Source organism: Neorhizobium sp. S3-V5DH, from assembly GCF_004343065.1.
GTDB lineage: Bacteria > Pseudomonadota > Alphaproteobacteria > Rhizobiales > Rhizobiaceae > Neorhizobium > Neorhizobium huautlense.
On sequence record NZ_SMCL01000009.1, the window covers coordinates 21463 to 48048 of the forward strand.

Annotated in this window: 22 protein-coding genes; 12 read left to right on the forward strand and 10 right to left on the reverse strand. The window is 57.3% G+C overall.

Annotation, left to right across the window (positions count from 1 at the left end):
• Positions 1 to 8 precede the first annotated feature (8 nt).
• Together EDE09_RS14575 and EDE09_RS14580 are read left to right on the forward strand one after the other, a co-directional pair.
• A complete protein-coding gene (locus EDE09_RS14575) occupies positions 9 to 2174 on the forward strand; it encodes a type I secretion system permease/ATPase (protein ID WP_132411254.1) in 2166 nt (721 codons plus the stop codon).
• A 9-nt stretch (positions 2175 to 2183) separates the two neighbouring features.
• On the forward strand, positions 2184 to 3524 hold the full coding sequence (locus EDE09_RS14580; RefSeq protein WP_112800676.1) for an HlyD family type I secretion periplasmic adaptor subunit: 1341 nt from the start codon (positions 2184 to 2186) through the stop codon (positions 3522 to 3524).
• A gap of 485 nt (positions 3525 to 4009) precedes the next feature.
• Here EDE09_RS14580 and EDE09_RS14585 read toward each other — a convergent pair whose 3' ends face one another.
• The 3 genes from EDE09_RS14585 to EDE09_RS28185 form a co-directional block, all read right to left on the reverse strand.
• Entirely contained in the window at positions 4010 to 5248 is a 1239-nt protein-coding gene (locus tag EDE09_RS14585) for a glycosyltransferase (RefSeq protein ID WP_105373156.1), read from the reverse strand.
• A 402-nt stretch (positions 5249 to 5650) separates the two neighbouring features.
• Positions 5651 to 5788 (reverse strand): hypothetical protein, encoded by a 138-nt coding sequence (locus EDE09_RS28180; protein WP_165924180.1) that lies wholly within the window; start codon positions 5786 to 5788, stop codon positions 5651 to 5653.
• Between the two features lie 22 nt (positions 5789 to 5810).
• The gene (locus EDE09_RS28185; protein WP_165924181.1) at positions 5811 to 6404 is read right to left on the reverse strand and encodes a hypothetical protein; all 594 of its coding nucleotides are present in this window, start codon (positions 6402 to 6404) and stop codon (positions 5811 to 5813) included.
• Here EDE09_RS28185 and EDE09_RS28190 point away from each other — a divergent pair.
• On the forward strand, positions 6387 to 7166 hold the full coding sequence (locus tag EDE09_RS28190) for an O-antigen ligase family protein (RefSeq protein ID WP_165924182.1): 780 nt from the start codon (positions 6387 to 6389) through the stop codon (positions 7164 to 7166). The genes EDE09_RS28185 and EDE09_RS28190 overlap by 18 nt on opposite strands.
• A gap of 74 nt (positions 7167 to 7240) precedes the next feature.
• Here the strand turns inward: EDE09_RS28190 and EDE09_RS14595 are convergent, their stop codons facing one another.
• Positions 7241 to 8254 carry a glycosyltransferase family A protein gene (locus EDE09_RS14595; protein WP_112800672.1) on the reverse strand — a complete coding sequence of 338 codons (1014 nt, stop codon included), beginning with the start codon at positions 8252 to 8254 and terminating at the stop codon, positions 7241 to 7243.
• 210 nt (positions 8255 to 8464) lie between these two features.
• On the opposite strand from EDE09_RS14595, the gene EDE09_RS14600 reads away from it, so the two are divergent.
• A complete protein-coding gene (locus EDE09_RS14600) occupies positions 8465 to 9679 on the forward strand; it encodes a glycosyltransferase (RefSeq protein ID WP_112800670.1) in 1215 nt (404 codons plus the stop codon).
• A 15-nt stretch (positions 9680 to 9694) separates the two neighbouring features.
• Here EDE09_RS14600 and EDE09_RS14605 read toward each other — a convergent pair whose 3' ends face one another.
• The 4 genes from EDE09_RS14605 to EDE09_RS14620 are packed head-to-tail and all read right to left on the reverse strand — an operon-like array spanning position 9695 to position 14292.
• Complete coding sequence (locus EDE09_RS14605) at positions 9695 to 10684, reverse strand: glycosyltransferase family 2 protein (RefSeq protein ID WP_112800669.1); 990 nt, start codon at positions 10682 to 10684, stop codon at positions 9695 to 9697.
• Positions 10684 to 11469 carry a hypothetical protein gene (locus tag EDE09_RS14610; protein ID WP_112800667.1) on the reverse strand — a complete coding sequence of 262 codons (786 nt, stop codon included), beginning with the start codon at positions 11467 to 11469 and terminating at the stop codon, positions 10684 to 10686. Before EDE09_RS14610 ends, EDE09_RS14605 begins: the two co-directional genes overlap by 1 nt.
• Before the next feature lie 56 nt (positions 11470 to 11525).
• Positions 11526 to 13019, reverse strand: a complete 1494-nt coding sequence (locus EDE09_RS14615; RefSeq protein ID WP_112800665.1) for a hypothetical protein — start codon at positions 13017 to 13019, stop codon at positions 11526 to 11528.
• A 55-nt stretch (positions 13020 to 13074) separates the two neighbouring features.
• The gene (locus tag EDE09_RS14620; protein WP_162712459.1) at positions 13075 to 14292 is read right to left on the reverse strand and encodes a polysaccharide biosynthesis/export family protein; all 1218 of its coding nucleotides are present in this window, start codon (positions 14290 to 14292) and stop codon (positions 13075 to 13077) included.
• Positions 14293 to 14719: 427 nt separating this feature from the next.
• On the opposite strand from EDE09_RS14620, the gene epsE reads away from it, so the two are divergent.
• The 6 genes from epsE (at position 14720) to EDE09_RS14650 (ending at position 20914) form a co-directional block, all read left to right on the forward strand.
• Positions 14720 to 15970, forward strand: coding sequence for an exopolysaccharide biosynthesis GT4 family glycosyltransferase EpsE (gene epsE, locus EDE09_RS14625; RefSeq protein WP_132411256.1), 1251 nt, complete (start codon positions 14720 to 14722; stop codon positions 15968 to 15970).
• A 180-nt stretch (positions 15971 to 16150) separates the two neighbouring features.
• Positions 16151 to 17149 carry a glycosyltransferase family 61 protein gene (locus tag EDE09_RS14630; protein ID WP_112800730.1) on the forward strand — a complete coding sequence of 333 codons (999 nt, stop codon included), beginning with the start codon at positions 16151 to 16153 and terminating at the stop codon, positions 17147 to 17149.
• The gene (locus tag EDE09_RS14635; RefSeq protein WP_132411258.1) at positions 17146 to 17763 is read left to right on the forward strand and encodes a serine acetyltransferase; all 618 of its coding nucleotides are present in this window, start codon (positions 17146 to 17148) and stop codon (positions 17761 to 17763) included. The genes EDE09_RS14630 and EDE09_RS14635 overlap by 4 nt, the downstream gene beginning before the upstream one ends.
• 27 nt (positions 17764 to 17790) lie before the next feature.
• Positions 17791 to 19428 (forward strand): AMP-binding protein, encoded by a 1638-nt coding sequence (locus EDE09_RS14640; protein WP_132411260.1) that lies wholly within the window; start codon positions 17791 to 17793, stop codon positions 19426 to 19428.
• On the forward strand, positions 19425 to 19658 hold the full coding sequence (locus EDE09_RS14645) for a phosphopantetheine-binding protein (protein WP_105373145.1): 234 nt from the start codon (positions 19425 to 19427) through the stop codon (positions 19656 to 19658). Before EDE09_RS14640 ends, EDE09_RS14645 begins: the two co-directional genes overlap by 4 nt.
• Complete coding sequence (locus tag EDE09_RS14650) at positions 19658 to 20914, forward strand: type III PLP-dependent enzyme (RefSeq protein ID WP_132411262.1); 1257 nt, start codon at positions 19658 to 19660, stop codon at positions 20912 to 20914. Before EDE09_RS14645 ends, EDE09_RS14650 begins: the two co-directional genes overlap by 1 nt.
• Before the next feature lie 6 nt (positions 20915 to 20920).
• On the opposite strand, the gene EDE09_RS14655 is transcribed toward EDE09_RS14650, so the two are convergent.
• Positions 20921 to 22363, reverse strand: coding sequence for an exopolysaccharide biosynthesis polyprenyl glycosylphosphotransferase (locus EDE09_RS14655; protein ID WP_245505146.1), 1443 nt, complete (start codon positions 22361 to 22363; stop codon positions 20921 to 20923).
• A 321-nt stretch (positions 22364 to 22684) separates the two neighbouring features.
• Between EDE09_RS14655 and EDE09_RS14660 the strand changes: the two genes are divergently transcribed.
• Complete coding sequence (locus EDE09_RS14660) at positions 22685 to 24271, forward strand: GMC family oxidoreductase (RefSeq protein WP_162712457.1); 1587 nt, start codon at positions 22685 to 22687, stop codon at positions 24269 to 24271.
• A 29-nt stretch (positions 24272 to 24300) separates the two neighbouring features.
• Here the strand turns inward: EDE09_RS14660 and EDE09_RS14665 are convergent, their stop codons facing one another.
• On the reverse strand, positions 24301 to 25599 hold the full coding sequence (locus EDE09_RS14665) for a glycosyltransferase family 2 protein (RefSeq protein WP_162712455.1): 1299 nt from the start codon (positions 25597 to 25599) through the stop codon (positions 24301 to 24303).
• A gap of 184 nt (positions 25600 to 25783) precedes the next feature.
• Here EDE09_RS14665 and EDE09_RS14670 point away from each other — a divergent pair, with 184 nt between their 5' ends.
• On the forward strand, positions 25784 to 26584 hold the full coding sequence (locus EDE09_RS14670; RefSeq protein ID WP_162712453.1) for a WecB/TagA/CpsF family glycosyltransferase: 801 nt from the start codon (positions 25784 to 25786) through the stop codon (positions 26582 to 26584).
• Positions 26585 to 26586: the final 2 nt, after the last annotated feature.

The following is a 26586-nucleotide window of genomic DNA, read 5'->3' on the forward strand; positions in this document are numbered from 1 at the left end:
GGGGAAGCATGCCGGATACCCAAACACGGGTTGAGCGACCGCAGCCAACCGACAACCAAAACCCGCAACTCAATGATGAGGATATCTATGTCAAGCTGGAGCACGCCGTGGAAGAGTGTCTGAAGCTATCGAACGATAACGCCGCCACCTCGGCAACCGTGTCCCGACTTGAAACCAAGAAAATTCTCCAGAACCCGCCACGCGACGCTCAGAATCCTGAAGGAGCGGACATCGTTGCTCTGCCGGTGACGGACAAAGTCATTGAGCCCCAAATCGAGGTCAAACCGAAACCCGCAGTGCGGGAAGCCACCGAAGCCAAGGCGCCCGAGGGAATGATCACCATCGACGGTGACACCGGCCCTCTTCGCACCGAGAGCGGCAAATTTGCGAAATCACCCTCTACCGGCGGTGGCGCCGGCTCGGGCGGTGGCGGGACCTCCTTCCACAAGCGTCTGGCGCCGATAGACTTCTCGGCGAGCCTGCGCGCGGGTATCAAGGCTGTCCGGATCAATCTGGCGATCGTGATGCTGTTTACGATCGCAAGTAATATCCTTGTGCTGGCGATCCCCATATACCTGTTCCAGATATCGGATCGGGTGCTGACCAGCCGGTCTCTCGACACGCTGATCATGCTGACGGTCGTGATCGTGGGTGCGGTCATCCTGCAGGCCGCTTTTGATGCACTTCGCCGTTTCATCCTCATGCGGACCGCCGTCGAAGTGGCCGCGCAGCTCGGCGCTCCGATCCTCAGTGCTGCGGCAAGGGCTTCGCTTCAAAGCAACGGTCGGGAATATCAGGTGCTCGGCGACCTTCAGCAGGTTCGGTCCTTCCTCGTATCCCGCACCCTTCTTTCATTCCTGGATGCGCCGATCGCTCCGCTGTTCGTCCTTGCCGTCTTCCTGATCCACCCGCATCTCGGTGCTATCGTGATCCTGACGGCAGTCCTGCTGCTCGCCTTTACGATGGTCAACCAGCGTATGACAGCGGATCCGTTCGCGGAGGCCAATACCGCCCAGATAAAGGCCAATCTTCACCTGGAATCCATGTCCCGCAATTCGCAGATCATCAATGCGCTCGCTATGATCCCCGAGACTGTCCAGATGTGGGGCAAAGACACGGCCTCCTCCTTGCGAGCGCAGGTTATTGCCCAGGACCGGAACATCACCATCGCCGCCGTTTCCAAAGCCTGCCGACTGTTGACCCAGATCGCCATGCTTGGTTGGGGAGCATTCCTGTCGATCGAGGGCCAACTCACCGGCGGTATGGTTATTGCGGCCTCCATCATCGCCGGACGTGCGCTGGCGCCGATCGAAGGCGCGATCGAAGGATGGAATCAATACAGCCAGTCGAAATCCGCCTATGGCCGGATCACCGCCCTGCTGAAATCGTCGCCTCTCAACTTCGATCGGCTGAATCTTCCGAAGCCGGAGGGTCGGCTGGATGTGGAGAGGTTGCTCTATGTCCCGCAGGGCACCAAGCGGGTTGTTCTGAATGGCATCGCGTTCTCCCTTCAGCCGGGCGATTCTCTCGCCATCATCGGCAATTCGGGAGCCGGAAAAACAACGCTTGGCAAGATGCTGGTCGGGTCGATTCTTCCGACCTCAGGCAGCGTTCGGCTGGATCTCATGGATCTTCGCAACTGGGATCAAAGGCAGTTCGGGGAAAATATCGGCTACCTGCCGCAGGACGTTCAGCTCTTCCCCGGAACCATCAAGTCGAATATCGCGCGGATGAGGCAGGACGTCGATGACGAACAGATCTACCGCGCAGCCATGCTTGCCGATGTCCACGAAATGATCGCCAGTTTGCCGCATGGCTACGAAACCGTGGTCGCCGCCGATGGTTCGCCGCTTTCGGGCGGTCAAAAGCAGCGCATCGCTCTCGCCAGAGCGTTTTTCGGGGATCCTCGCCTCGTCGTGCTGGATGAACCGAATTCGAACCTCGACAATGCCGGCGATGCCGCTCTGCTGCGGGCTCTCCAGCATGCCAAGGAAAGCGGGATTACCGTGGCGACGATCACCCAACGGCCTGCACTTCTGAACAGCGTCGACAAGATCCTGCTGCTCGTCAACGGCACAGTGGCGTTGTTCGGCATGCGAATGGACGTGCTGAACGCGATAGAGGCTCGCGGGATCAACATCAATTCCGGCTCTTTTGGCCACCAGTTACAATAGGAGCAAGAGATGTCGGCCGTTGTAAAGGTTCATGATCTAGAGTGGTATTCCGAAGTCCCTCGCTCGGTCTGGAAGCAGACAGTGGCGGGATTGGTGCTGACCGCGGTGGCGTTTGGAGGGTTCGGAACCTGGGCTGCGACGGCGCCGCTGGCCGCTGCGGTCATTTCCCAGGGAAGTTTCGTGGCTACCGGCCGTAACAAGGTCGTGCAGCATTTCGAGGGCGGCATCATCAAGGAGCTGCTGGTGAAGGAAGGCGACCAGGTGGTCGAAAACCAGCCCCTGGTCCTGCTTGACGAGACGGCGGCGCTCTCCAAGAAACGTGAGCTGTTCCTCCGCCGTATCAGGCTGGAGGCCACAGCAGCCCGCCTCGCAGCTCAGGCGCAGGGCGCCGAGAATATGGAAATTTCGGGCATCCTGGAGCAATTCAAGGATGATCCGGACGTCTCTTCGATCGTGCTGACACAGCAGCTTAACTTCAAGGCTCAGCGCATCAAGCTTGCGACGGAACTGACATTGCTGAGGCAGAACATGAAGGCTCTGGAATTCCGGGCCGAAGGATATGTACGACATCGCGAGGCCATATCGCGGCAGCTCGTGCTGTTGCAGGACGAACATGAAACGAAACGGGCCTTGTTGGTAAAAGGTCTTCTCCGGGCAACGGAGGTCAAGGCACTGCAGCGAGCGATCGCCGATGCCGAAGGCCAGATAGGGCGTCTCACCTCGGAGATTGCCGAAACCGGCGCTCAGTCGCTGAAGGGACAGCAGCAGATCGCGCAGGCTGAAGAAGCATATCGCGAGGACGCCCTCGATCGTTTGCAATCGATCCAGGGTGAGCGTGACGCAGCACGGGAACAATCGCGCGAAGCAGATGACGTCCTGCGTCGAACTACTATCCTGGCACCAGTCTCCGGCACGGTTGTTCGAACTTATTATCATACAAACGGTGGCGTCATCGAAAGCGGCAAAGGAATCATGGAGATTCTGCCCGCCGCCGTGCCGTTGATCATCGAAGCCAAAGTACGGCGTAATGAGATCGACAGCGTCAAGGTCGGTCAGAAAGCCACTGTCCGGCTCACCGCACTCAACCAGCGCACCACGCCTGTCCTGAACGGCGAGGTCTTTTATATCTCGGCCGATGCTCTGGAGGACAACAAGATGGCTATGGCAGACCAAGACGTCTACATTGCCCGCATCAAGGTTTCCTCAGAGGAAATCTCGCGCGTGAAAGGTTTTTCTCCCCAGCCAGGGATGCCGGCGGAGATCATGATTCAAACGGCCGTGCGGACGTTCTTCAGCTATCTGGTCAAGCCCATCACTGACAGCATGTCGAGAGCATTTACCGAACGCTGAATTGGGACGTCACTCTATCGCAATTCATCGCAGGCTCTTCGCCCATGCGGATGCCAATAGTCCGCCCGGGGGGTGATCTAAGCTTCTGGAACTCAAGGGTGGATGGAAGAGCCGATCCCGGCGGCCTCAACATAACGCTGGCGTGATGTTGGTTCTTCCAAAAGGAGAAGGCCCGACCGTTTTTCCCGTTCGAGCCTTCAGCAATCTGTTTGGTAGAGCTAATATTCGCCTACTCGCGGCCAATATCAACTCCATCAAATGGATTAGGTCGTGGGTCGGAAGCTAATAGTCAGTTGAAGAGGGTGTAGAATTGATAATAATCAAATGAGCGCGTTCCACTAGAATTTCTCATCTCTAATATCTACTCCCGTTCCCCCGGGATTATTTAATTCTGATCTAGAGTTGCAGGTGACTTCATTGTTGATTCTGGGCAGGACGCGGTGGATCCGGTAATATACTGAACAGCCGGCTGAGGCCTCTGAATCCTAGGTCACAAAGGCGCTGTATAGCTGGCTGCCCCAGGATAATGACCTATCGAAGAATTTCTCTCGGTCTACGGCCAACCTTTCCTGCAGCTCATGCAGTTTGCCGGCATCGTCAGCAAGCATCATGAGAGCAGAAGCAAGCGCCTCGATATTGTCGGCCGGAAATTCGATGCAGGCGTTCTCCACGAGCTCCTTTGCCGGCACCACTGAGCTGAGTACCGCGGGAACAGCATGTACTGCTGCTTCCACCACGACAAGGGCCAGGCCTTCGGGAAGATTGCTGCGGGTCGGGCAAACCAGAACGTCCGCCCGCTCCAGCTGTTGATGAACCTCTTGCGCATCCAGTTGGCCAAGCATCCTGATCTGATTGCGAACGGGCGAGGCGGCAATCCGCTGCCGTAACCCATCATCGGCCTCGCCTTTGCCGGCAAAGGAGAGGGTCAAGTCGGGGTGGCGGCATGCTGCTTTTTCAAACGCGGACAAAAGATCATAGACACCCTTTTCTTCCTGCAACCGCCCCAGAAACAGAATGTTTCTCAGCCGCTCCAGTTGGCGGGGGGGCTTTAGAAATCTCGAAAGCACCTGGGGGACTTCCGTGTATAGGCTGCCAATCAGGTCACGTCGAATTTCGATCACCTGTCGTCTGGTTTCCTCGGAGGTGCAAACGCCTGCCGATACCCGATGCATCAGCACGCTTGCTATCTGGTGTTTGATTCGCGCTTTGAGGGAAACCGGCTTGAGGCCCATAGGCCAGAAATTGGTATGGGCCGTCAAAATGATACGAGTGTTTTTCGGGATAGAGGCGATCAACAGCCAAGGCGTATCCACACCCAGCAGCACGATATGCGGCTCGTACTTGCGAAGTTCTCGAAGGACTTTCCAGCTGAAGGCGAGGCCGGCCTTTCGATAAGCGATGCGGCCGGGAGGCCGGGCGCGGGGAACGCTTATGAAACGGAAGCGAGGATCGCGATGTCGGGGCAGTTTCTCCGGTTCCGCAATGACGAGCGCCATGGCCTCCAGTTTCTCTACAAGCGTGTAGAACATGGTCGAATAGGCGACGACGGGCGTGCGAGGATCGAAACGTCCTTCCATCCAATAGTCGAACGTCCCTGCGACATCGCCAGGTCCAGCGATAAACGCAATCCGTGGAGTTTCACTCGGCCTTAGGCCGAGACTGGCTCTCAGGCGATCGCCTGCATCATCCGGCACTACGACAAGATCCGAAATATTGTCTTCCATTGCTTGGCACCGCCGTCACGACTTTAGATATCTCGTGGGATCGCTTTGGTTACCTTCCCGGCTGACGCTCCTTAGGCACAGCGTCGGACGCCGCGTTGCCTGGTAGTTGCCGTGCTTCCTATCCAGCGATCTCATTCGGTTTTGAGCAAGCAATCCGAATGGATACGGCAGTCACCTATCGTGCTAGGCGCTCATTCTTTTGGACAGGTGGGGGAAGGTGATCCATACGTGTAGCCTGAGCCTGGATGCGCAATTCCTGCGCAACGGCAAGGGACGCTCACATGGTGAGGATCAGCCACGGGCCTGTTGTTGTTCCGTCCACCTTTTCGGCGCGCGGACTCTAGCTATGCCTGAATATATTCGAGCGCTGGTATATGTTCTGCTTATCAGCGTCCCCGTGCTCTATGTAGCGAAGAAAATCGCTTTGCCGCTCATAGAGGAGGCGGAATTTAATTTGTGGCGGAACTGTTGGCTCGCCGCCACTTGCGTCACTTTTATCTCGAGCAGCTTTTTTGATTTTTCTGCTGGGCTTGCGCTCATCAGCATATACATCCATCGGAATTCAAAGCAGCCCTTGCTGCTTTATGTGGTTCTCATGTTTGTGGCGCCATGCGTACCGATCGGCGTCGGCATCCCCGGCGTCTTCAACAGGATCATCGATCTTGAGCCGCCGCGGCTGTTGGCGATACTCATCCTCCTTCCCCTCGCAATCAAACTCTGGCGAGAGCCCGAAAACAGGCGGATGCGGGGTCTTGATCTGCCGGTGCTCGCGTATTTCGGGTTTATCACCGTCCTTTCCCTGCGGTTGAACGATATCAATTCGATCCTCCGTGTTGTGCCGACATATTTCCTTGATATTTTGCTTACCTATTTCGTTTTCAGCCGGTCGCTCCGGTCGGCGCTCGATATCAACCGCGTCCTGCTGGCTTTTGTGGTTGCCACCCTGCCTCTTGCCGCGATCGGTTTTTTCGAAATCTGGCGAAACTGGCGGGTTTATTATGTGGTCATCCTCGAGTGGGATTTTGTTCTCATGACGAGCTACCTTTTCCGCGACGGTCTGTTGCGGGCTGCGACCACATCGGTTGAATCCATCGCTTTTGGCTTTCTTTGCATGACCGGAGGCGGATGTCTGCTCGCCTTGCGCAACCAGCGCCATTGGGACTCCTGGCGCTATTTAGCTCTCGGTATACTTGTAGTCGGATTGCTGTCGAGCGTCTCCCGTGGCCCCTGGCTGGGCCTTGCGCTCTGTGCTACGGTTCTGCTGCTGACCAATCCGCGGGCTTCGCTCAAACTGCTCGCCGCGGCATCCCCTGGGATGATTATCCTGGCATTTCTGCGACCGTCCTTCATCGATCGATTCACCAACCTGCTCCCATTTATCGGCTCTGCCGACAGGGGCAGCGAGACCTATCGCGCGATGCTTGTTGAGAATTCACTGCTCGTCATCGAGCGTTACCCGCTTTTCGGTTCTGAGACATTTCTCACGGAGCCGGAGATGTTGAGAATGATACAGGGTCAGGGCATCGTGGATGTGGTCAATACCTATCTGCAGATCGCCCTCCACCACGGGTTGATTGGCCTTTTCCTGTTCGTGATGTTCTTCGGGCTGTTGGCAGCCAAACTCTGGGGCCTTTTCCTGGCAAACAAGTCCGCTCTTGTGAGCTATCAGGGAATTCTTGCCATCTTGATAGCCATGCTGTTCACCATAGCCACCACCAGCAGCGCAACGATCATTCCGTATATCTATTGGGCTTTCTCAGGGATAACGGCTGCGGTTCTTGCACGCGGCCCCACTATTGAGTGGGAAGTGCGGCCGACGGTCAAAGCGCGGATGAGGCGCATGGGCGTCGGTTTGGCGCCGATTCTCATTCGGCCCGCCGCCGATTCCGGAAAAATGCGGGTGATAGACCCACGCTGATAGCCGCAGCTATGGAAAGAGGCTTTATTCGCGAATGCAGAGGCCGTCAGTTCCCGTGATTAGCTTCATCGGCTCTACTTATACTCGATGATCCGCTGCTGACGGTTGCTCAATCGGTTCATGTGGAACTGAACTATTCCTTGCAATTCGGCGAATTTCCCCAGGACATCGAAGGTCGCGTAAGACCACCGATTTGACGTGGTCGGGGCCATCCGCTGTGCCATCCGCAGAGACTGGAGCGGATAGGCCAGCAGAAGCCCGATGGCGGCTGGATGCAGGAGCGTGCCTAGAGCCGTTGCAAGCGGCAGGACGCCAGCCCAGAAAACGGCGCGCCTAACGTTGCGAGCCCATATTCGGACGGGCGACTTGCGGTGGAGATAAGACACCTGAGCATAGGCGTGCCCGCAACGAACGCTCCTAAGCCACCATTGGCTCACGCGGCTCATGTTCGCATCATGACGGGTCATTTCGGATGGGAGCCGCCAGATCTTCCAGCGCCTTTCCCGCAAGCGGACGCAAAGTTCAGGTTCTTCCCCTGCGATCAGATGACCGGAGTAGCCGCCAAATTCCCTGATGACGGAGGCTCTTGCCAGTATGTCCCCGCCGCATTCCGCGACTTCACCAGGCTTTCCATCCCACTCGCGGTCGCACATTGCGTTGAACAAGGTTCGCTCCGGATACCGTTCGCGACGGCGCCCGAAAACAAGCGCAACATCCTCGTGCGTCGAGAGGAAGGCAACCCCGGTATCGATCCAGTCGCTGTCGAGCTCGCAGTCGCCATCGACAAATTGTACGAAGGTTGTCTGCGGCCAAAGCTGCATGAGGGCATCGAAACCGGCATTGCGTGCGCGTGCGGCCGTAAATGGCGTTGACAGATCGAGGGGCAGCACCTTCGCGCAAAGGTGCGCTGCCGCCTGGGCACTTCCGTCCGAAGATGCCGAATCGACATAAATCGCCCGCTTCGCATATGGGCCCAAGGATCTGAGGCAATTGATGAGGCGTTCGCCTTCATTTCGTCCGATGACCACGATGCCGACATTATGATGAAGATCGCTGTTATCTTCGAGACGCAGAGTGTCTGGCTTCATTCGGTGCCTCCGATGGTCTTGTAGACACGGCCTCGATTAAAGTGCCTCCCATTTTTAGGATCGACCACCGGCGCTGTAAATTTACCCCTTTGGTGGAAGCTGCGGTATCCCTGCTAAGCTCTTTGTGGGGCTGAGCCTATCTCAGTGTTTTTGCTATAAAAATATGAGAGCTGGCTGACAATCAGCAGGCAGAAAAGGGGCGCTTGTGGAATGCGTATAGCGTATTTCACCAATCAGTATCCGGCGCCGAGCCACACCTTCATTCGACGGGAAATCAATGCGTTGGAGGAGAGGGGGCACCATATCGCAAGATATGCGGTGCGTCCCTTCCGTGGTCAGCTGAAGGATTGCGACGATATCCTGGAGGCGGCAAAGACGAAGCACCTCCTTGCCAGCCCCGCAAAGGCAGTCGTGGCAAGCCTCGTGCGGGAACTGGCTATTCATCCTGCTTCGACGCTCAAGGCTTTAAAAAGCGCTTTCCGCTTCGCACGGGCTTCGGGTGGGCGCTTTCTTCTGCATCTCGTCTATTTTGGGGAAGCGATGGTTCTGGCGGACTGGTGTCGCAGGGAGAAGATCGACCACCTGCACGTGCATTTCGGTACCAATCCGGCAACGGTTGCTGTGCTCGCCCATGAGATCGGCGGCATCCGGTTCAGCTTTACCGTCCACGGGCCTGAGGAATTCGACCGTCCGGAAACTCTGGCGCTGTCGGAGAAAATTCGCGCCTCGTCATTTGTCGTCGCAGTGAGCTCCTATGGCCGAAGCCAATTACTTCGGTGGGCGGACCTCAGTGACTGGAAAAAGATCCAGGTCGTGCGGTGTGGCGTGGACCGGCATTATCTTTGCGACGAGACGGCGCAGCAGCGTAATGCTTCCCCTCGCCTCGTCTGTATCGCGCGGCTTTCGGAGCAGAAGGGCCATCTTTTGCTTCTGCAGGCTGCTGCCAATCTGCGGGCGCAGGGCCTGACATTCGAGCTTGTCCTCGTAGGCGATGGGCCGTTGCGGAGCGAGATCGAACGCGAGATCAAACGGCTCGGTCTCGGCCAATCCGTCACGCTTACCGGTACGATTACCCAGGATGAAGTGAAAACGGAGATCCTCCGTGCGAGAGCCCTGGTGCTGCCAAGCTTTGCAGAAGGCCTGCCGGTGGTCTTGATGGAAAGCCTGGCGCTCAAGCGCCCGGTGATCTCCACCTATATCGCCGGCATCCCGGAACTCGTCCGGCCGGACAACGGCTGGCTGATTCCCGCCGGAGACGTCGACGGTCTGGCGGATGCGATGCGGCGCGCGTTGACCGAAAGCGATGGCCAGATATTGCAGATGGGCGAAGCAGGGCGCCGCCGCACGTTGGAGCGGCACAACATCCATCAATCGGCGGCACTGCTGGAAGCGCTGATCAAAGCGCCAAGAATGGCGGGAGAATGAAAACTGGCCCCTGCGTCAGATCCGACGGAACGGGGCTGTGTGGCGGATGAAGTCCTGCAGCAGATGTGGGGGCAAATTCGAGTGCTTGCCTGCGGCGAGAAAGCGGATGCGGAAGACGATATGGCCAGCGAGCCACGCAAGATTCACGAATTGCGCGTAGACGCCGCCATGATGCTTCAGGAAATACCGCCGGCGGGATTCAAACCAGTAGGTCGGACGCCTGGAAGGACGGATGTGCCGCGTCACGTTTGTTGATTGACCAACCAAGTGGATAACCCGGCTCTGCGGTACGTGCCAGCAGGTCCATCCGGCGCGCGCTGCCCGGAGGCAGAAGTCCACTTCCTCGTAGTAAAGGAAATATCCCTCATCAAGATAGCCGATTAGCTGGAACACGTCCGTGCGGACGATCATGCAAGCGCCGGACACCCAATCTATCGGCGAGGGCCGAGCCGGCATCTTCGGCACGACGCGCCAATTTTCAAGCAGGCGAGTGATCGGACCAAGCTTTGCCTCGCTTTCAAACTCATTGACTATCGAGGGAAAGCGGAATGCACATGCCTGCGCCGTTCCGTCCGGATCCTCAAGCCTGCTGCCGGCAATTCCGACATCACGGCGAGCGTCCATAAAATCCACGAGCCGGATGATGCTGCCTGGTCGCACCAGTGTGTCCGGGTTCAGGAGCAGAACGTATTCAGGTCGGCCGAAATAGGCCAGAACATGCTCGATGCCTCGGTTATTGCCAAAGGCAAAGCCGCCGTTCGTTTCCAGTGGAAGGCATAGCGAGTCCGTCCAGCCGTTTTCTTCTATCGCAAAGGAGATATCGTCGGCCGAATGATCGCCTGAACCCCCATCGACAACCACGATCCGTGTTCCTGCTGGAATTGTGTGGCTGGCGTGGAGGGATGCCAGACAGTCTATGGCAAGTTCGGCGGTGCGGTAGTTGACGATAACGACGGCGAGCTTCAATCGCGCGCTATCGGATTGTGCGCCGTTTGCAGTAGTCATTAGAGACCATGCCTTCTCATCTTGTTCAAAACCACCTGGGTGCGTTTTTCAGTGCCCAGGTAGCTGCGGCATATTTCGAGATCCGTAAGTTTCGACTTTCCTACCGCCAGCACGATAACAGTGGTGTCGGACATGTCGAGAAACGGTATGACCTCATCTGAATTCAGCATCGGAGGCAGATCGAAAAGGACAACCGTCGGCCTCAGCAATTGGCGTGCTACCTCGATCTGAGCTGTCATCCGTTCGAGGTCTGCAGGCAGCGGGATTTTCGCCGATCCCCAGGCGGCGCGCAAAAGGTGTACGCGAATGCCCCGGATATCGGTCGTCGTCAGCCAGCCTTTGATCGGATCGTAAAAGGATGGCTCTTGCGGCAGGCCTAAAATCTTGCCAACCCCGGGATCCCGACAATTGACGTCCACCAGCAGCACAGTTGATCCCGGCACCCGGGCGAGGCTGATCGCCAGGTTAACCGCCGTCACCGTGGTACCGCAGCCCGTGGAAGGTGCACTGACCGAAATCACCCGCTCGTCTGGTTCCGTCTTACCGTTCAGCAGGTGGTTGCGCAGGACATCATAGGCATGGGTCATCGAATTGCTGCTGTCGAAAGCAATGACGCGGTTGGAATACAGGAATGTGGGGGACAGTGGCTCGACGTCCAAAAGGGACGGCCGCTCCTCAATACGATTTTGGCCGTTCGGAAAGGCAGTGTTGAAATCGGTCAGACCAACGCCATCCACATGGTTCGCCACTCGGCTGCGAGGGGAGATATTCTTGATGACTTCCATGAATTTCTTACCCTATCCCAATCAATGGTTTGCTTTCGGTCGGAACCTTAAGTCTGCTAATACCGTCCCCCGCCGGATGGGCTGACGCTGGCGTTTCCAGCGTCGCGGAAGGCTTTGGCGATGTATTTCCGGGGGTTCCAGCGTGGAATGACCACCAGTGTTTCTCCGGCGAGAGCATTGGCGAGATCAAAGGTGCCTCGTATGGTCCGGTCGAACAGATGCGCAGCATAGATCCCCGCGGCGGACGCAGCGGAAGCTGCCGCGAGAACCGCCATCGCCAAATGGAGACGTCTCGGTCCGGCGGCGCCGTTTGGAATCTCAGGCGCTTCCACGATATCGATTTGCTGAGCTGCCTCACCTTCCTCCAGACGCTCGCCAAGACGCGCGGTGTTCAGCTTGGCCTGCATATCGTCCAGCGTCCGTTGCAAAGAAACCTTTTCGGCTTCGAATGCCGCGATCTGAGACTCCACCTCGGGGGCACGGGAAATGGTGGAACGCAACCGGCTTATGCGTTCGGCAAGATCGGCTCTTTGGGCAAGAGTCTGCTCCTGTCGCGGCTTTATGCCCGCAATGCGTTCTGCAACAAGAATGAGCGCCGGCGGAAGGGATTTGATTTCTTCCGCTGTCAGAGCCTGCGGCGAGGCGGTGGGAATTGTCTTCCCAACCTGGGCCTTCACCTCCTCGATACGTTGCTTCATGGCGCGGATCTGCGGATGGGATTGGGAATAGATCACCGACTTGGCAGCCATATCCGTCTCGAGTTCGGTGAGCTGAGAGTGAAGGCGGGTTGCCTCGCTCGTCTCGCCCGCACCCATGCGCAACTGCGCTTCGAGAAGACCGATTTCCTCGTTGATTGTCACCACTGCCCGGTCCAGCGTCGCGAACTCCTGTTCCTTCGCCTGCATTTCGATCAACAGCGCCGGTATCCGGCTGGGATGGGAATCGTTGTTCTCGGTTAGATATCTTGCCCAAACGGCTTCACGTTCGCGAAACCGCTGCTCAAGGCTATCGACTTCATGCGTGAGGAACTTCGTTGTTTCCGCAGCACGTGCGACGCGGATTCGCTTGTTCTCTTCGATGATGTGAGACACGAGATCCGAGACCACATCGGTGGCGACGATAGGGTCGGCATACTTAAATCCGATTCGAACCGAAGCGTTTCGTGCGGTGCGATCCGCTCCTTCGGTGAACTGGATGTCCAGCGAGATCTGGTGCCGGATCGTGCCGGCGAGCTGGGTTTTCGACCAGGCCTGCGCAACATCCGCAAAGAGATGGTGCCTTTCGGCGAGGGCAAGCAAATTGTTGCGAGACAATACCCGCTGTTCGATGAACTGCAGCCGATCGTTCGATACCGTCGGCGACACGAGCGTCGTCGGTATCTGTTGAAATTCCATGATCAGCAGCGCTTCGGACTGATAGGTCCGCGGGGTCATCAGGATGAAATAGACGCCGACGAGAATGGCGATCAGTGCCGGCAGGATGGCATAAAGGGGTTTTGCGAATGCAATCTCTACATAATACAGGATGTTGCGTGCCAGCTCGTTGATCATGCCCGTCGCCTCACTGCGTCGCGTCCGATATACTGTTGATCATCATGAAGCCCTCTCATCGAGCGGCCGTTATCGTAGGATTAGGCACCGCGGAGCCGGTAGCTGCCGCCGGCGCCCGAGTATCGGAGGTGGCTGCAGTGTGATCGGGATCGCCGTAGAGCACCCGCAGGAGATCGCCCGGCATCATCGGCGTCGTTTCACTAGCCCTCAATTCCTGCGTTTGACCATCAACCGATCGCAGTATGTGGTAGCCGATGACGCGTCGCTGCCTTTCTTCATTCGCAGCTGCGTTCTGGCCGTAGATGCCCATGATGCTTGTGCTGTCGGTGAGCCTTGCGGCGGTGTCTTCTTGTTCGCGGCGCACCGCATTAAGCTCGATGAGCAATTGCGTCTGGCGATCCTGGCGGGCGGCGTCGTAACGGGCAATTTCCGCTATCCTGGTCCGCTCGGCAGTTGCCATTTCCGACATCAGGCGGCTCACCTGCCCCTCAAGCTCGGCGATTATGCCTTCCTGGACTGCTTGCTGAGAGCCCTCGGCGCCGCCTTTTGCAATAAGATTGGTTATGCTTTGGAGCCGGCGCCTGCCGAGGTCGATGCGCTTGGAGACGGTATCGATCTGTTCCTGCAGCGCAACGGCGGTCCGTTCCGAGAGTTCGTTGCCTTGGCGCTGGGCTCTCTCCTGCATGTCAAGAGCCTCCATCCTGGCATTCAGAAGTGACTGCTCCTGTGAAAGGGCAGGATCGGCAGCCAGAACCTCTGGGCTGCCAAGCGACCGTTCCCCTCGCAATTCCGCCTCCAGACGGGTGATGCGGGCCTTAAGCTCCGTCAGACGTTTTTGCGAATGTTCGACCTCGCGTCGCACAAGCACCGACCGGTCCTGATCGGCGGCCAGCATGGCTGTTCGATAAAGGCCACCAGCAACGGCGACACCATGCAGAACGGTCATATTCGCACGGTAGGGATATTCGCCAGGAGTTACGACCTCGCCGGTAACGTAGATCAGCGGCTGATGTTGTGCGTTGGAACGCAGCATAATCGTCAGATTTGGGGTGTCGTTGAAGTATTGCTTCAGCCGCGCCAACAACTGCCCTTCCAATTCGGGAACCGAAAGGCCGACGCCCTTGAGATGGCCGGCAAGAGGAAAAGACAACCAGCCATCCGGAGCGATCACCACTTCCCGGGCGAGTTCAGGCTCCTGAGCGATCCAGACCTGCAGCACATCCCCGGGCTGCAATCGATAGATTGTCTGGGCCTCTGCACTGCCAAACGTCAAGCAAAACAAAAGCGCCGCAAGACTCGCTATCCCACGCATCCATTCACCCCCAATGGCTCGCTGATCCCACCCAGCCGGGATAGGACCAAATCATAGTACGGCGATGGAATAGGCCTGCATACAAGGCACAAAGAAGTACGCAAGCGGGTCATGTACTAGCCCAAACGGATGAGACAGGGGTTCCCCCCTCCTTTCGGATGAAGAATTTCCCCCGAAGGGAACGGTTGTGAAACGGCGAGACAGCCTCGACCATTCTTTCGCGGATCTTTTCCGGACGGGAAACAATGTGGGCGTGACCTCGACAGCGCCACTTTATCCCGTTGCGCCCGCTGACGTCATCGACGTCTTCCGGAACTTCAGAAATGGCATCTGATGGGGAAGTAATGTCCTACGCGCAGTCAAGATATATGCAGATCGCGGGGGCTTCATGAGCCGCCGGATTGGGTTCCTCATTCCCGAATTTCCCGGGCAGACCCACATCTTCCTCTGGCGTGAACACAGAGCGTTGGCCGAACTCGGCGTCGAGGCTCAATTCGTTTCGACATCGCGTCCGCCAGCGGCCATCGCGTCGCATGCCTGGGCCGACGAAGCGCGAGGGAAGACCGAATATCTTTTCCCACTCGGGTTCGGAGATGCGTTCGCAGCGGCGTCCGAAATTGTGAAAGCGGGACCGAGACGTATCGCCAGAAGTCTTGCAGCGGTTAGCGAAGCGGAAGTCCGATCTCCCTTAGGCAGGTTGCGGATGCTTGCCATCCTGCTCGTGGCGGGCAAGCTCGTGCGGCTTGCCCGGCAGGCGAAATGGACCCACATTCACGTCCATTCCTGCGCTGATGCGGCCAATGTGGCCGCGTTCGCTTCACTCTTGTCGGGAATCCCCTACAGCTTGACCCTGCATGGGCCCACTCTGGAAGGATATGGCATCAACCAGCGGCAGAAGTGGAAGGGCGCGGCCTTTGCGACCGTTATCTCCAAACGCCTATTCGATGACATCGATACCAAGCTGAACGGAGCGAAACCGGCTCGGATCGCCATTGCGCCCATGGGCGTGGACCTCGAACAGATTCGCCGGAACCGACAATACGTCCCCTGGAAAGCGGGGGAGCCATGCCGGCTCTTTTCCTGCGGTAGGCTCAATCCCGTCAAGGGCCATGATCTTCTCCTTCAGACAGTGGAAATGCTGCGTGACCGCGGGTTCGATGTTCGTCTGCAGATTGCGGGCGAAGACGAGCTTGGCGGCAACGGATACCGCAAGGCGCTGGAAACGCTGATATGGCGAAAGAAACTTACCGGCTGCGTGGAATTGCTTGGAGCGGTGCCGGAAAGCCGCGTGCGCCAGGGTCTGGAGGAGGCGCATATTTTTGTTCTCGCAAGCCTCAACGAGGGGATTTCCGTAGCCATTATGGAGGCGATGGCGATGGAGATGCCGGTGATCGTAACCGACGTTGGTGGCAACAGCGAGCTGATCGACGATGGCGTGGACGCAATATTGGTGCAACCGCAGCGACCTGAAGAAATGAGCGCCGCCATCGAAAGGGTGCTCCAGGACGAGGACTTCTCGCGCCGTCTCAGAGAAGCGTCCCGCGCTAAGATTGCCGCGAAATTTCACCATCGCATTAGTGCTCAGGCCATCTCTTCACTTCTCGGTCGTCCCGACCAGACCGCTTCCCGATACGCCTAAATGAGTAGGCCCGATCCCCCAATGGCTACGGCGAAACCATTGGTTTCCATGCGATTATCTTCTTCAGACGCGGAATTTTGGAGGGAAGACCGCCCGCCATCCGCTGAATCAAAAACTGCTAGGATGACTGGATTGATAGCTCTTCTGCCGATCGTGAATTCTCTTAGAAAGGCAGCAGGCATGCCTTTTCCAGACATAGAGGCGGTTGCCCCCGATCGCTGGACCATTGCGCCGGCCACCAAACGATTTATTCGCCCGGCAACATTTCTCCCGCATCATCTCGACAGGATCAAGGGAACAGAGTTTGGTTCCATCGCCGAGGTGTTGAAAGGTTTTCGGGGCAACTACGAAACGACACAGGAAGCGACGATCGGGTACCGGCTGAAGAATGTCGATTTGATCGATGGGGTGATCTACACCCCAAAATCCTCCAAGAGCTTGAAACCACGCAGCCGCAGACTTCCATTTTACGCAGCTCCCAAGGAAGCGGCCAAGGGGGCTCTCTTCGAGAGCTGGGTCGGCAATCGCTGGTTTGGCAATTGGTTGTTGGACGACTGCCTGACCTATCCGTTGGCGGATGAATACGGCACTCCCGTAACCACCAGGCCAATTACACGCGGTCACGAGCCGCAGTATGCACGAAAGCTCAATCTGAAACCGGTCCATGTCGGCGACGTCCACTTCGATGAACTTATACTCTTCAGAGACAAGGGGCAGAACGATGGAAAGAGGCGGCGGGGCATCCAGATCCGCGAGATGCTCCTGGCGTCCGGGCCGTCGTTTCCGCATCACCCGGGCGTCTTCATCCTGCGCGGCAGCAAGGGTGACCATCGGATACTGTCGAACGAGATGGAAATAGCTCAAGGCTTCGCCTCAAAATATGGCTTTCAGATCATCGATCCGATTGCCTCGTCCGTTGACGACCTCATCCGGGCTTGCGCCGGCGCGCGCGTGGTTGCCGGCGTGGAAGGCAGCCAGCTTGTCCACGGACTGACCGTCATGCCTCAGGATGCGGCACTGTTCGTGATTCAGCCAGCGGACAGGGTCGTTTCGGTTCTCAAGGTCATCACCGATCGTCAGGGCCAAGGCTTTGCCTTCGTCGTTGGCGAGGGGACCTGCGAGAGCTTCAGTGTCGGATGGGACGACGTAGACCGTACCTTGGATATGGTGCTCAAATGACTTCACGGCTTCGTTCTTTGCCTTCTCAATCACGAGCCGCCGGTGTTTCCGATGATGCCACGCACAAGCGACCGGAGCCCGTTTCTTTTCTGGCGCAAGTACGAAAGGACTTCCGTCGGCATGGAGGCAGAATTCTGAATGCCGGCTTCGTTACGTTGCTGGTCTATCGGTTGGGCCGATGGGCGAATGCCCGCAACAATCGGCTGGCCCGGCGGTCGGCTCAGAAGATCTACGGCGCGATCAGTATGGTCGTTTCGACTGTAACCCGCGTGTGGCTTCCGGCCCAGGTAACCCTCGGAGATGGGTTCCACATCATTCATGCCGAAGGCTCGATTTCCATTCACCCGGACGTCGTCATCGGGAAACGCTGCGGCATCATGCATAATGTGACGATCGGTACCAACATGATCGCCGGCGTGCCGAAGATCGGCGATGATGTTTTCATCGGGGTGAATTCTACCGTTCTCGGCAATATCCGCATCGGCGACCGTGTGCGGATCGGGGCCAATACCGCTGTGACCACGGATGTACCTTCGGACTCGATCGTCATTGGCTCGCCCGCCAAGATCTACCCTCGCCTCGGCCCGTTCGTACGGGGCGATGCTGACACCTGATGAAGCGGCCCTGTCGGAGGAATGGCCATGAATGCACTGACCACCAACTTCTATCAGCTCCTGGCAGACAACCTGGATGTGCGACCGGGCAAGCCGGCAATCATCGATGGGCATCGGGCTGCGAGCTATGCCGCAATCGCGGCCGAGGTGGATCGGCTGGCGGGCTACCTTCAAAGCCGGAATATCCGGCCGGGCGACCGAGTGATCGTGCATCTTCGCAAGAGTATCGCCGAAGTTACCGCCATGTTCGCGATCGCGAAGGTCGGAGCCGTCATCGTCAATGTGAATACCCAGTGGACTGTCGAGCAGCTCGACTATGTGGCCGCCGACTGCGGTGCGCGCGTGATGATCGTTGAGGCAAGGGTGGCGGAAGCGCTGGCATCACGTAGGGTTTCGAAAACGGTAGAGAGCGTCCTGGTCAGAGGTAAGCTGTCGGCAGAAACCGGGTTCGATATATGGGATCATCTTCCAGAAGACCTCTCGGGCGACGAGGTGCCGCGTCTCGATACGGAACTTGCGATGATCATTTACACGTCCGGTTCCACAGGCATGCCCAAGGGCGTGATGCTCACCCACCGCAACATCATAGCCGGCGCCCGATCCGTGGCCCGCTATCTGGAGTTGAGGGAAGACGACCGTCTGCTCAGCGTTCTGCCCTACAGTTTCGACTATGGCCTGAACCAGCTTACGACGATGATGCTCATGGGCGGTACGGTGGTGCATCAGGCTGTGCCGATGGCAGCGGAGATCGTCCGGACGATGCAGAAGCATCGCGTAACAGGGGTGGCCGCAGTGCCGCCGCTGTGGAGCCAGATCGTGCGTTTGCTGGCGGAAACGCCGACAGAATTCCCCGCGTTGCGCCGGATTACGAATTCCGGCGGGAAAATTTCGCTCAACATCCTGCAGCAAATCCCGCGGCTATTTCCCGATGTGGATGTTTATCTGATGTATGGGCTGACCGAGGCTTTCCGGTCCACCTATCTGTCTCCGGAAAAATTTCAACGCAAGATGGGTGCCATCGGCCAGGCTATCCCTGGTGCCGAAGTCTATGTCATCAAACATGGCGAAGGTATTGCCCATCCCGGCGAACAGGGCGAACTCGTCCACCGGGGTCCACTCGTGAGCCTTGGTTATTGGGGCAAACCGGAGGTGACGGAGCAGAAAATAAGGCCGTGTCCGGAGCTCTGGCACCTGATCGGAGACGAACCCGTCGTCTACAGCGGGGACATCGTCAGGGTCGATGCCGACGGTGATCTCTGGTTTATCGGCCGTAATGATGCGATGATCAAGACGAACGGCTTTCGCGTCAGCCCCGATGAGATCGAGGATCTTGTCTGCCGCAGCGGTGTAATCGCGGAGGCGGTCGCCTTTGGCGTGGAGCATGAAGATCTCGGCCAGGCCGTGCATGTGGCTATCCTTCCGGTCGGCAATTTTGATGAGGAAGCGCTGCTTCTCTACTGTCGGCGGGCTATGCCGTCCTACATGGTTCCGCGCCGCTTCCACATCTGGCCGGAGAGCATGCCGCGGACATCCAGCGGAAAAATTGCCCGGCCCGACGTTGTGCGTCTTTGTCGCGAATGGATGAGTTGTGGCGGCGGCGTTCCGGCCACCGGTACTTCCAAAGCCAGGATCAACAGGAATCAGACTGAGGAGAATGTGCGATGAGCCTTACCTATGGGGCATTGATCGGATACCTGCGGGACTCTCTGAGCATCAATGATGCCGACCGGGAAAGCGAGTTGTTTTCCTCCGGCCTGCTCGACTCGGTCTCGATGGTGAACCTTCTGGCCTTCATCGAGCAATCGACCGGAATTTCGATCCGTGCCGAAGACGTGACGCTCGAGAACTTCGATACGCCCGACCGCATTCTGCGCTTTGCCGAAGCCAGCGCTTGATGGATTACTCTTCGTCGCTGGATTTCTGGCTACAAAATGCGGCCGAGACGTTCGGCACGCCTTCCTATGTCTATGTCGCGTCGGCTATCGAACAACGGGCAGCCATGCTGCGGGCTGCGTTCGGCGACCGTTTCGCGTTGAGTTTCGCCGCCAAAAGCAATCCCAATCCGGCTGTGCTCGATTTCATGCGGCATCACGTGGAGTTCCTCGATGTCTCCTCGATCGGCGAGTTCAGAACGGCGCTTGCCGCAGGGTGGCTCCCGGAGAGGATCAGTTTCACCGGTCCCGGGAAGCGCGGCTTTGAGATCAGGGAAGCAATCGAAGGCGGCGTGGGTGAGCTGATTTTGGAATCGCTCCGCGAAGCCGTTTTGGCGGATGAGGCGGCGCGGAAGCTCGGCCGTGTCCAACGTGTTCTCATCCGCATCGCGCCTCCGTCTGTCCCCAAGGGGTTTGGCGATCAGATGGCCGGCCGGCCTTCGGCTTTCGGGATAGATTGGGAAGTCGCGGCGGAACAGATTCCAAAGATCGCAAAGTTGGCCAATCTGCAGATCGTCGGCCTTCATATCTATTCGGGCACGCAATGCCTGAAGGCGGAAGCGGTCTGCGAAAATTACCGCAACTTTCTCCAGTTATTCGGTGAGGCTTACGAGACTGGCCTCCCGCCCCCGGAAAAGCTGATTTTCGGATCCGGACTTGGTATTCCATATCACGACGGGGATCTCCCGCTTGATCTTGGCGCCGTCGTTGCCGGCATTTCCACCGATCTCGACGCATTCACCTCGCAGCCACGGTTTGCAGATACGCGGCTGGTACTCGAGCTCGGACGCTATCTGATCGGCGAAGCCGGGTATTTCCTGACGCGTGTCATCGCCATCAAGGAGTCCCGTGGTGTGAGGATCGGCATCTGCGACGGTGGGATGAACAATCATCTGCCTGCCTCCGGCCATTTCGGAATGGTCATGCACCGCAACTACGCGATGCATAAGGTGGGAGGTTATGGCGAGCCGGAAAAAATCAATCTCGTCGGGCCTCTCTGCACCTCTATCGACCGGCTGGCGATCGGTGTCGTGCTGCCTCGGATAGAGGAGGGCGATCTGGTTGCCGTACACAACAGCGGTGCCTACGGACTGACGGCCAGTCCCATCCATTTCATCAGCCACGCACCGCCGTGCGAGGTTATGGCGGAGGCCGGCGGTCTGCGGGACATAACCTATATTCCCGCCTTGCCGTTGGCTGCCGGCTCACCGCCGATCTAACCTCCGTCAGTACGCTTTTCCCGTGTCCCAGATCTGGATCGACGTCCGGACGACAATCTTCATGTCCAGCCAAAATGACCAGTTGTTGATATACCAGAGATCATGGAAGATACGCTCTTCCATCTTTTCGATATTAGGGGTCTCACCCCGGCAGTTGTTGATCTGAGCCCATCCCGTCAATCCCGGTTTGACATGCCGCCGGTAGGCGTATTTGGCGATCAGCGAGTCGTATAGGGCGTCATGGGCCAGCGCATGCGGACGCGGGCCGACGATCGACATTTCACCTCGGAGGACGTTCCAAAATTGCGGCAGTTCATCAATGCTCAATGTGCGGATGACTGCACCAATTCGGGTTACCCGTGGATCATTTCTGGTAGCCTGGCGAATGTCGTCGGTGTCTTCCATTACTGTCATGCTGCGGAACTTGAGAATGCGGAAAGACCGGCCGCCATATCCTTTGCGAACCTGTCTGAAGAGGATGGGCCCCTTGGAATCCAGCTTAATGGCGATCGCCACCACCATCAGAAGCGGAAGCAGTGAAACGATGGCGAAGAGAGAGAAGGCGATATCGAAGGCTCTCTTCGTGCCACGTTCGTAGAGGCTGAGCGGCGGGCGTTGCGTCTGGAAGGCAGTCATGCTGCCGATCTTGCGGGCGGGAGCATTGGTCAGCCGGCCAACCACACCGTCGAAGATGACGTTGACGGGCAATACCGAGCGCCGGAGTTCGTTGAGATAAAGCTCCAGGTTGGCGACATTCGGGTCACGCCAGACGATAAAAACCTCGTCAAGATGCTCAGCTTCGCTTTGCCACAACCGTTCCAAGGCGCTTGGGGAGAGCAGGCTGTCGCCGGACAGATGCAGGATCTGAACGAGGGTCATGCCGCTCGCCATGGCTTCATACTGCCAATGCTCGACCGGGAAATCCTCGTTGCAGACCAGGAGGACGCGCCTCATTCTAAAGTAGGCTGCAGCGGCAGCCGATGGCAGATACCAGTGCCAGAAGCAGCGCATCGAGATCAGACCCGCAAGTACGATCACCGCTGTAATGAGCATTGCTCCGCGCGAGTAGTTTTCACCAATCTTCAGGAAGAAGATTACCGTCAGCAGGAAGGCAAATGTGCTCGGAACCAGGATGCAGATCAGCCGGATCTGCGGCCTGAGGAGTTGTATGCTTTCGGGGCTGTAGGCTTGGGCGCTGTGCATGGCAAGCAGGAAAATAGTCGACATGACGAGCCCGAGCCCGATGAAAAGCGACGGGTCGGGTGCTGAACCGAAAGCTACATATTGATAACCCGTGAAACCAATTGCCCATGCACCGAGGAGATAAATGAAATCCGCAACTGCGGCGACGTAGGCAATGCTGCGATATTCGAGGCCACTCCGCTGACGCGGCTGCTCAAGCGGCGTGTCGTACCTGCCTACAGTTGGTTCGGTTTGCGTGAACATCATCTTGAGCCCCCAGCCAGAAAGTATAGCTGAGGGAAGAAGCTCGGCAACGGGGGCAGGATACCTCCTAAGCATGATGTCCCTATTATCTACTTTTTGTATGAAGGAAACTGTATATAGTTATATTGAAGTGAGCGATCATTCGCTCGCGCAACCATGCGAACGAATTTCAACGTTTACACGAGTTTCATTTTATATTGTGGAATATCTGTAATTATACTCACTTTACTTCGGGTTATTCGATAGCAGCGCTGGCCTTTGCCGCCGATGGGGATCAGGCGGTTGATAGGCCTTCGGCTTAGCTCTGATTGTGTTGGGGGCGTAATGGAGTTCGAATGGGACGTTGCCATTGTCGGCGCAGGGATGGGTGGCGCGGCAGTCGGTTATGCATTGGCCACAGCAGGACATCGGGTGCTGCTCATCGAGAAAGGTCTTGCGGAGTTTTCGCAAGACGATGACGACGATCCGGATACGTTCGACGAGGCGAGACGCCTGCGGAACGGACGATGGCCACACCAGATAACGGGTTCGGTCAATGCCCGTTCGGTCCGCTTTTTTCCCGCCCTTGGATGCGGTCTCGGCGGTTCGACGCTTCTCTATTCTGCAGCGCTGGAACGTTTTTCGCCCACCGATTTCAAGTCCGGCGAGGATCTTGGCCGGCCCATCTGGCCCACGGACTACAGAACTCTCGAACCCTATTACCAAATGGCGGAGCATCTTTTGCAGGTCCGAGGCACTCAGGATCCGCTGCAACCGAGATCGCATCTCGTCGAACCTCCGGTGATGACCAGATGCGATCAGCACTTCTTCGATTCGACCCAGTCGAATGGCATGCATCCCTATCGAGTCCATACCGCATGTCGGTATATTGAAGACTGCGGCAATTGCGGCGGTTCTATTTGTCACAAATCCTGCAAGTTCGATGCGCGGCGTGCATTCATTGAACCAGCTGTCGCGACAGGCAATGTTACCATCCTGGACCAGTGCAGCGTTGAAAAGGTCGAAGCCAACGGGGATTCGGTCACAGCCCTGTCCTGTCGGAAAGACGGTGAAGCTGTCACGATCGCGGCCAAATTCTATGTTTTGGCAGCCGGAGCACTATCGACGCCCTTGCTTCTTCTCAATTCCACCAGCGAATTTTGGCCAAACGGCGTGGCCAACACATCCGATATGGTGGGACGCTGTCTGATGTTCCATGTTTCGGATTTCTTTGCGGTCTGGCCACGTGGCCTGACGCGCGTCTCGGCGCCGGGGAAATCTATCGCCCTTCGTGATTTCTATGAACATGACGGAACGAAATTTGGTGTCATCCAGTCAACGGGTCTGACAGCCACTGCGAATAATGTTCTCCATTTTCTGAAATCCGCGATCGATCGCAACGGTTGGATCTGGTTCAAGCCACTCAAGCCTTTCCTTCGCATTCCCGCAATGATCGGAGCCCTGATATCCGGCAAGGCGACGATATTCGCGTCGATAATGGAGGATCTCCCCTATCCGGAAAACCGCGTGAAACCCGATCCTCGAGAGCCGAACGGCATCTTTTTCGAGTACACAATTCACGAGGAGCTGCGCCAGCGGATTCAGGCATTCCGCCGTCACTATCGCCGGGCATTCAAGCGGCACCGGATGATGATCCTGGGCCCGGAGGTCAATCTGAACTATGGCCATGCCTGTGGGACCTGCCGTTTTGGTGCCGAACCCTCGAATGGGGTCGTCGACGCCAACAATCGAACCCACGACCTCCCAAATCTCTATGTGGTCGACGCCTCTTTCTTCCCGACGAGCGGGGGAGCCAATCCGAGCTTGACGGTAGCGGCAAACGCGTTACGAGTCGGCGCGCATATTGCCGATGAACTTTTGAAGGTGGATGCGAAGTCGGGAGACGACGAGATTTCTCCCACACCTTGCTGAAATGGCTTCGGTATCCGTGCGGGATCTCGTCACATGCCCGTCGGCCGGTTTCGGTCAGTTCTAACCCATTGGGTGCTCACCGGTGCAAAGATGTGACGGGGATAGAGCCTCAGTTTGTCTGCTACATAGCCGGGGATCTGGATCATGGTGCGTAACGGAAGCACCGTTCTTCCGTGAAGCCACCAGATCACGATCAGCGTCATGCCGAAGATCAGGACATTTGCTATGCAGATCAAAAGTGGAAAGTTGAGCATGCCTGATGTTGCCAGGCCGGCGCTTGCGACGAGCGCCAGGAAAAGAAGCGCCGCCTGCAAAGTCAGGGGAGGTACGAGGGCATCCACTACCAACGCAATATAATCTTTCTTTCTGAAAGTGCTGGCGCAGGTCAATGCCGAAAGCAGCGACCGGGTGAGGGCGAAGCGCCCGGTATCCCAACGCGATGCCTGGGCGCGCAGGCCGTCCCTGGAATAGGGAAACGTGCTCTTGACGACAGCCGCATCGCAGAAGAGGGCCGCATGGCCCGTGCAGGCCAGGTCCAAGCCGAGTTTCATGTCCTCCACCAGGTTGCCGTTCGCAAGTTGCGCGTTCTGCAATATGGTCCAGGGAAACGCCATGCCGGATCCGGTCAGCTGCGCCGGAAGGCCGAGCTTTGAGAGTCCAAGAAGCCTGATGCGGTTCTTGAGAAGAAAAGCGAATTCGGAGACGGCAAGATTTATGCCTGCATTGTGCGGTGCGATCATCAGATAGCGGGACTGCGAAGGCCGGTTTGTCGCGGCGGTCATGTAGGCCAGTTCATCCAGTGCTCCCGGCTCCAGCCAGCAGTCTGCATCGATCACGACGGCAACCTCGGGCGGCGCTTCGGCCAGATACCGGATTGCAGCAGCAAGCGCATAACCCTTGCCGCGATGGTCCGCATCGAAACGTTCGATCACCTCAACTTCGGCATCGCGGGCCAGGGACGCAGTCAGGTCGCTGCAATTGTCAGCCACCACTACCAGCCGATCCCCTTTGTGCATCTGTCTTTTGATATTTTGTACTGCGTCCAGGATTTGCAGTTCTTCGTTATGAGCGGGCACAATAATCCCGACCGTCGGCCTCACTGTTCCCCGTTGCCGCAATTTCCGTTGCACTCGGAGGCTGCTGGCGAAACACTCGACCGCAAGCACTGCAGTGGGAATCAGAAGGACTACCGACAATAAGATAGCTAAGGAATTCAATACGTACTGCGACATGGCTTCGCCCCCGCTGGCATCTCGGAGCCATAATAGTCCAAAGGCGCAACGCGTGAGTTCGTCCGGACTACGACGTTTGAACGAAAGCGGCCTCATCCTTTTTAGGCTGGCAGATAAGGCTCGCAGCGGTCCTACACCCATTTGATGGGATTGGGCCAATTGAGCCTTCATGGCCGTAGAAGATACTGTTTATCCAATAAAACCAAGCATTTAGATCAAACGGATTAGTCCGGTTGGCTGATGGTCTGTGTGGAGTTGAGGGTTAGAGGGGGCTAGATTCATGGCTGTAATTGAAGCAGCGCCATATGAAATGCAGCGTCCTGCCAGGAGCGGCAGGCGTAGCTTTCTAGGCGCCCCGTTCGATCTTATGACGCCTGCTGCTGTGTTGGACTTTGTAGCCAACAGCGGCCCGGAAACAGGGTTTCGCTACGTTGTGACACCCAACGTCGATCATGTGGTTCGACTGCGAGGAAATGCGCAAATCAGGCGTTATTACCAGCAGGCGTGGCTTTCGGTCTGCGATAGCCGCCCAATCGCCGGACTTGCACGGTTGCTTTTCCTGAGATTGCCTGTCGTTACCGGATCCGATCTTACAGCGAGCATCTTCAACTCGGTTATTCGAGATGGCGACTTGATAACGCTGATAGCTTCCGATGACGCCGTCGTGCGCGACATTCGTCTCCGGTATCCCAAAGTAAGGTTTCGTGCTCATCTGCCGCCCCAGGGGCTGTGGAACAATGAGGATGCTCTGCAAGCGTGCGTCGATTTTGCCGCTCGCGCCGAAGCACGGTTTGTCTTTATCGCAATCGGTTCTCCCCAGGCGGAGAAGATAGCTTATGAACTGTCGCGTCATCCAGACGCGCGGGGCATCGGACTATGCGTCGGCGCATCTCTGGAGTTTCTCGTCGGGACAAAAAAACGGGCGCCGATCTGGATGCAGCATCTCGGCCTCGAATGGCTGCACAGACTTACGACCGATCCAAAGAGGTTGTGGCGGAGATATGCCCACGCAGTTCTGCCGCTGGTAACTCTTTTCTATCATGAGGTGACTGGACGAGGGCCGCGGCTTGGTCCGTACTGAGG

Bases quoted from the DNA above. Each gene is read 5' to 3' on its own strand.
- EDE09_RS14575 (WP_132411254.1), top strand. From the start codon at position 9: ATGCCGGATACCCAAACACGGGTTGAGCGACCGCAGCCAACCGACAAC.
- EDE09_RS14580 (WP_112800676.1), top strand. From the start codon at position 2,184: ATGTCGGCCGTTGTAAAGGTTCATGATCTAGAGTGGTATTCCGAAGTC.
- EDE09_RS14585 (WP_105373156.1), bottom strand. From the start codon at position 5,248: ATGGAAGACAATATTTCGGATCTTGTCGTAGTGCCGGATGATGCAGGC.
- EDE09_RS28180 (WP_165924180.1), bottom strand. From the start codon at position 5,788: ATGAGCGCAAGCCCAGCAGAAAAATCAAAAAAGCTGCTCGAGATAAAA.
- EDE09_RS28185 (WP_165924181.1), bottom strand. From the start codon at position 6,404: ATGGCGCTGGTTGCGCAAGGCGAGCAGACATCCGCCTCCGGTCATGCA.
- EDE09_RS14595 (WP_112800672.1), bottom strand. From the start codon at position 8,254: ATGAAGCCAGACACTCTGCGTCTCGAAGATAACAGCGATCTTCATCAT.
- EDE09_RS14600 (WP_112800670.1), top strand. From the start codon at position 8,465: ATGCGTATAGCGTATTTCACCAATCAGTATCCGGCGCCGAGCCACACC.
- EDE09_RS14605 (WP_112800669.1), bottom strand. From the start codon at position 10,684: ATGACTACTGCAAACGGCGCACAATCCGATAGCGCGCGATTGAAGCTC.
- EDE09_RS14610 (WP_112800667.1), bottom strand. From the start codon at position 11,469: ATGGAAGTCATCAAGAATATCTCCCCTCGCAGCCGAGTGGCGAACCAT.
- EDE09_RS14615 (WP_112800665.1), bottom strand. From the start codon at position 13,019: ATGATCAACGAGCTGGCACGCAACATCCTGTATTATGTAGAGATTGCA.
- epsE (WP_132411256.1), top strand. From the start codon at position 14,720: ATGAGCCGCCGGATTGGGTTCCTCATTCCCGAATTTCCCGGGCAGACC.
- EDE09_RS14630 (WP_112800730.1), top strand. From the start codon at position 16,151: ATGCCTTTTCCAGACATAGAGGCGGTTGCCCCCGATCGCTGGACCATT.
- EDE09_RS14635 (WP_132411258.1), top strand. From the start codon at position 17,146: ATGACTTCACGGCTTCGTTCTTTGCCTTCTCAATCACGAGCCGCCGGT.
- EDE09_RS14640 (WP_132411260.1), top strand. From the start codon at position 17,791: ATGAATGCACTGACCACCAACTTCTATCAGCTCCTGGCAGACAACCTG.
- EDE09_RS14645 (WP_105373145.1), top strand. From the start codon at position 19,425: ATGAGCCTTACCTATGGGGCATTGATCGGATACCTGCGGGACTCTCTG.
- EDE09_RS14650 (WP_132411262.1), top strand. From the start codon at position 19,658: ATGGATTACTCTTCGTCGCTGGATTTCTGGCTACAAAATGCGGCCGAG.
- EDE09_RS14655 (WP_245505146.1), bottom strand. From the start codon at position 22,363: ATGATGTTCACGCAAACCGAACCAACTGTAGGCAGGTACGACACGCCG.
- EDE09_RS14660 (WP_162712457.1), top strand. From the start codon at position 22,685: ATGGAGTTCGAATGGGACGTTGCCATTGTCGGCGCAGGGATGGGTGGC.
- EDE09_RS14665 (WP_162712455.1), bottom strand. From the start codon at position 25,599: ATGAGGCCGCTTTCGTTCAAACGTCGTAGTCCGGACGAACTCACGCGT.
- EDE09_RS14670 (WP_162712453.1), top strand. From the start codon at position 25,784: ATGGCTGTAATTGAAGCAGCGCCATATGAAATGCAGCGTCCTGCCAGG.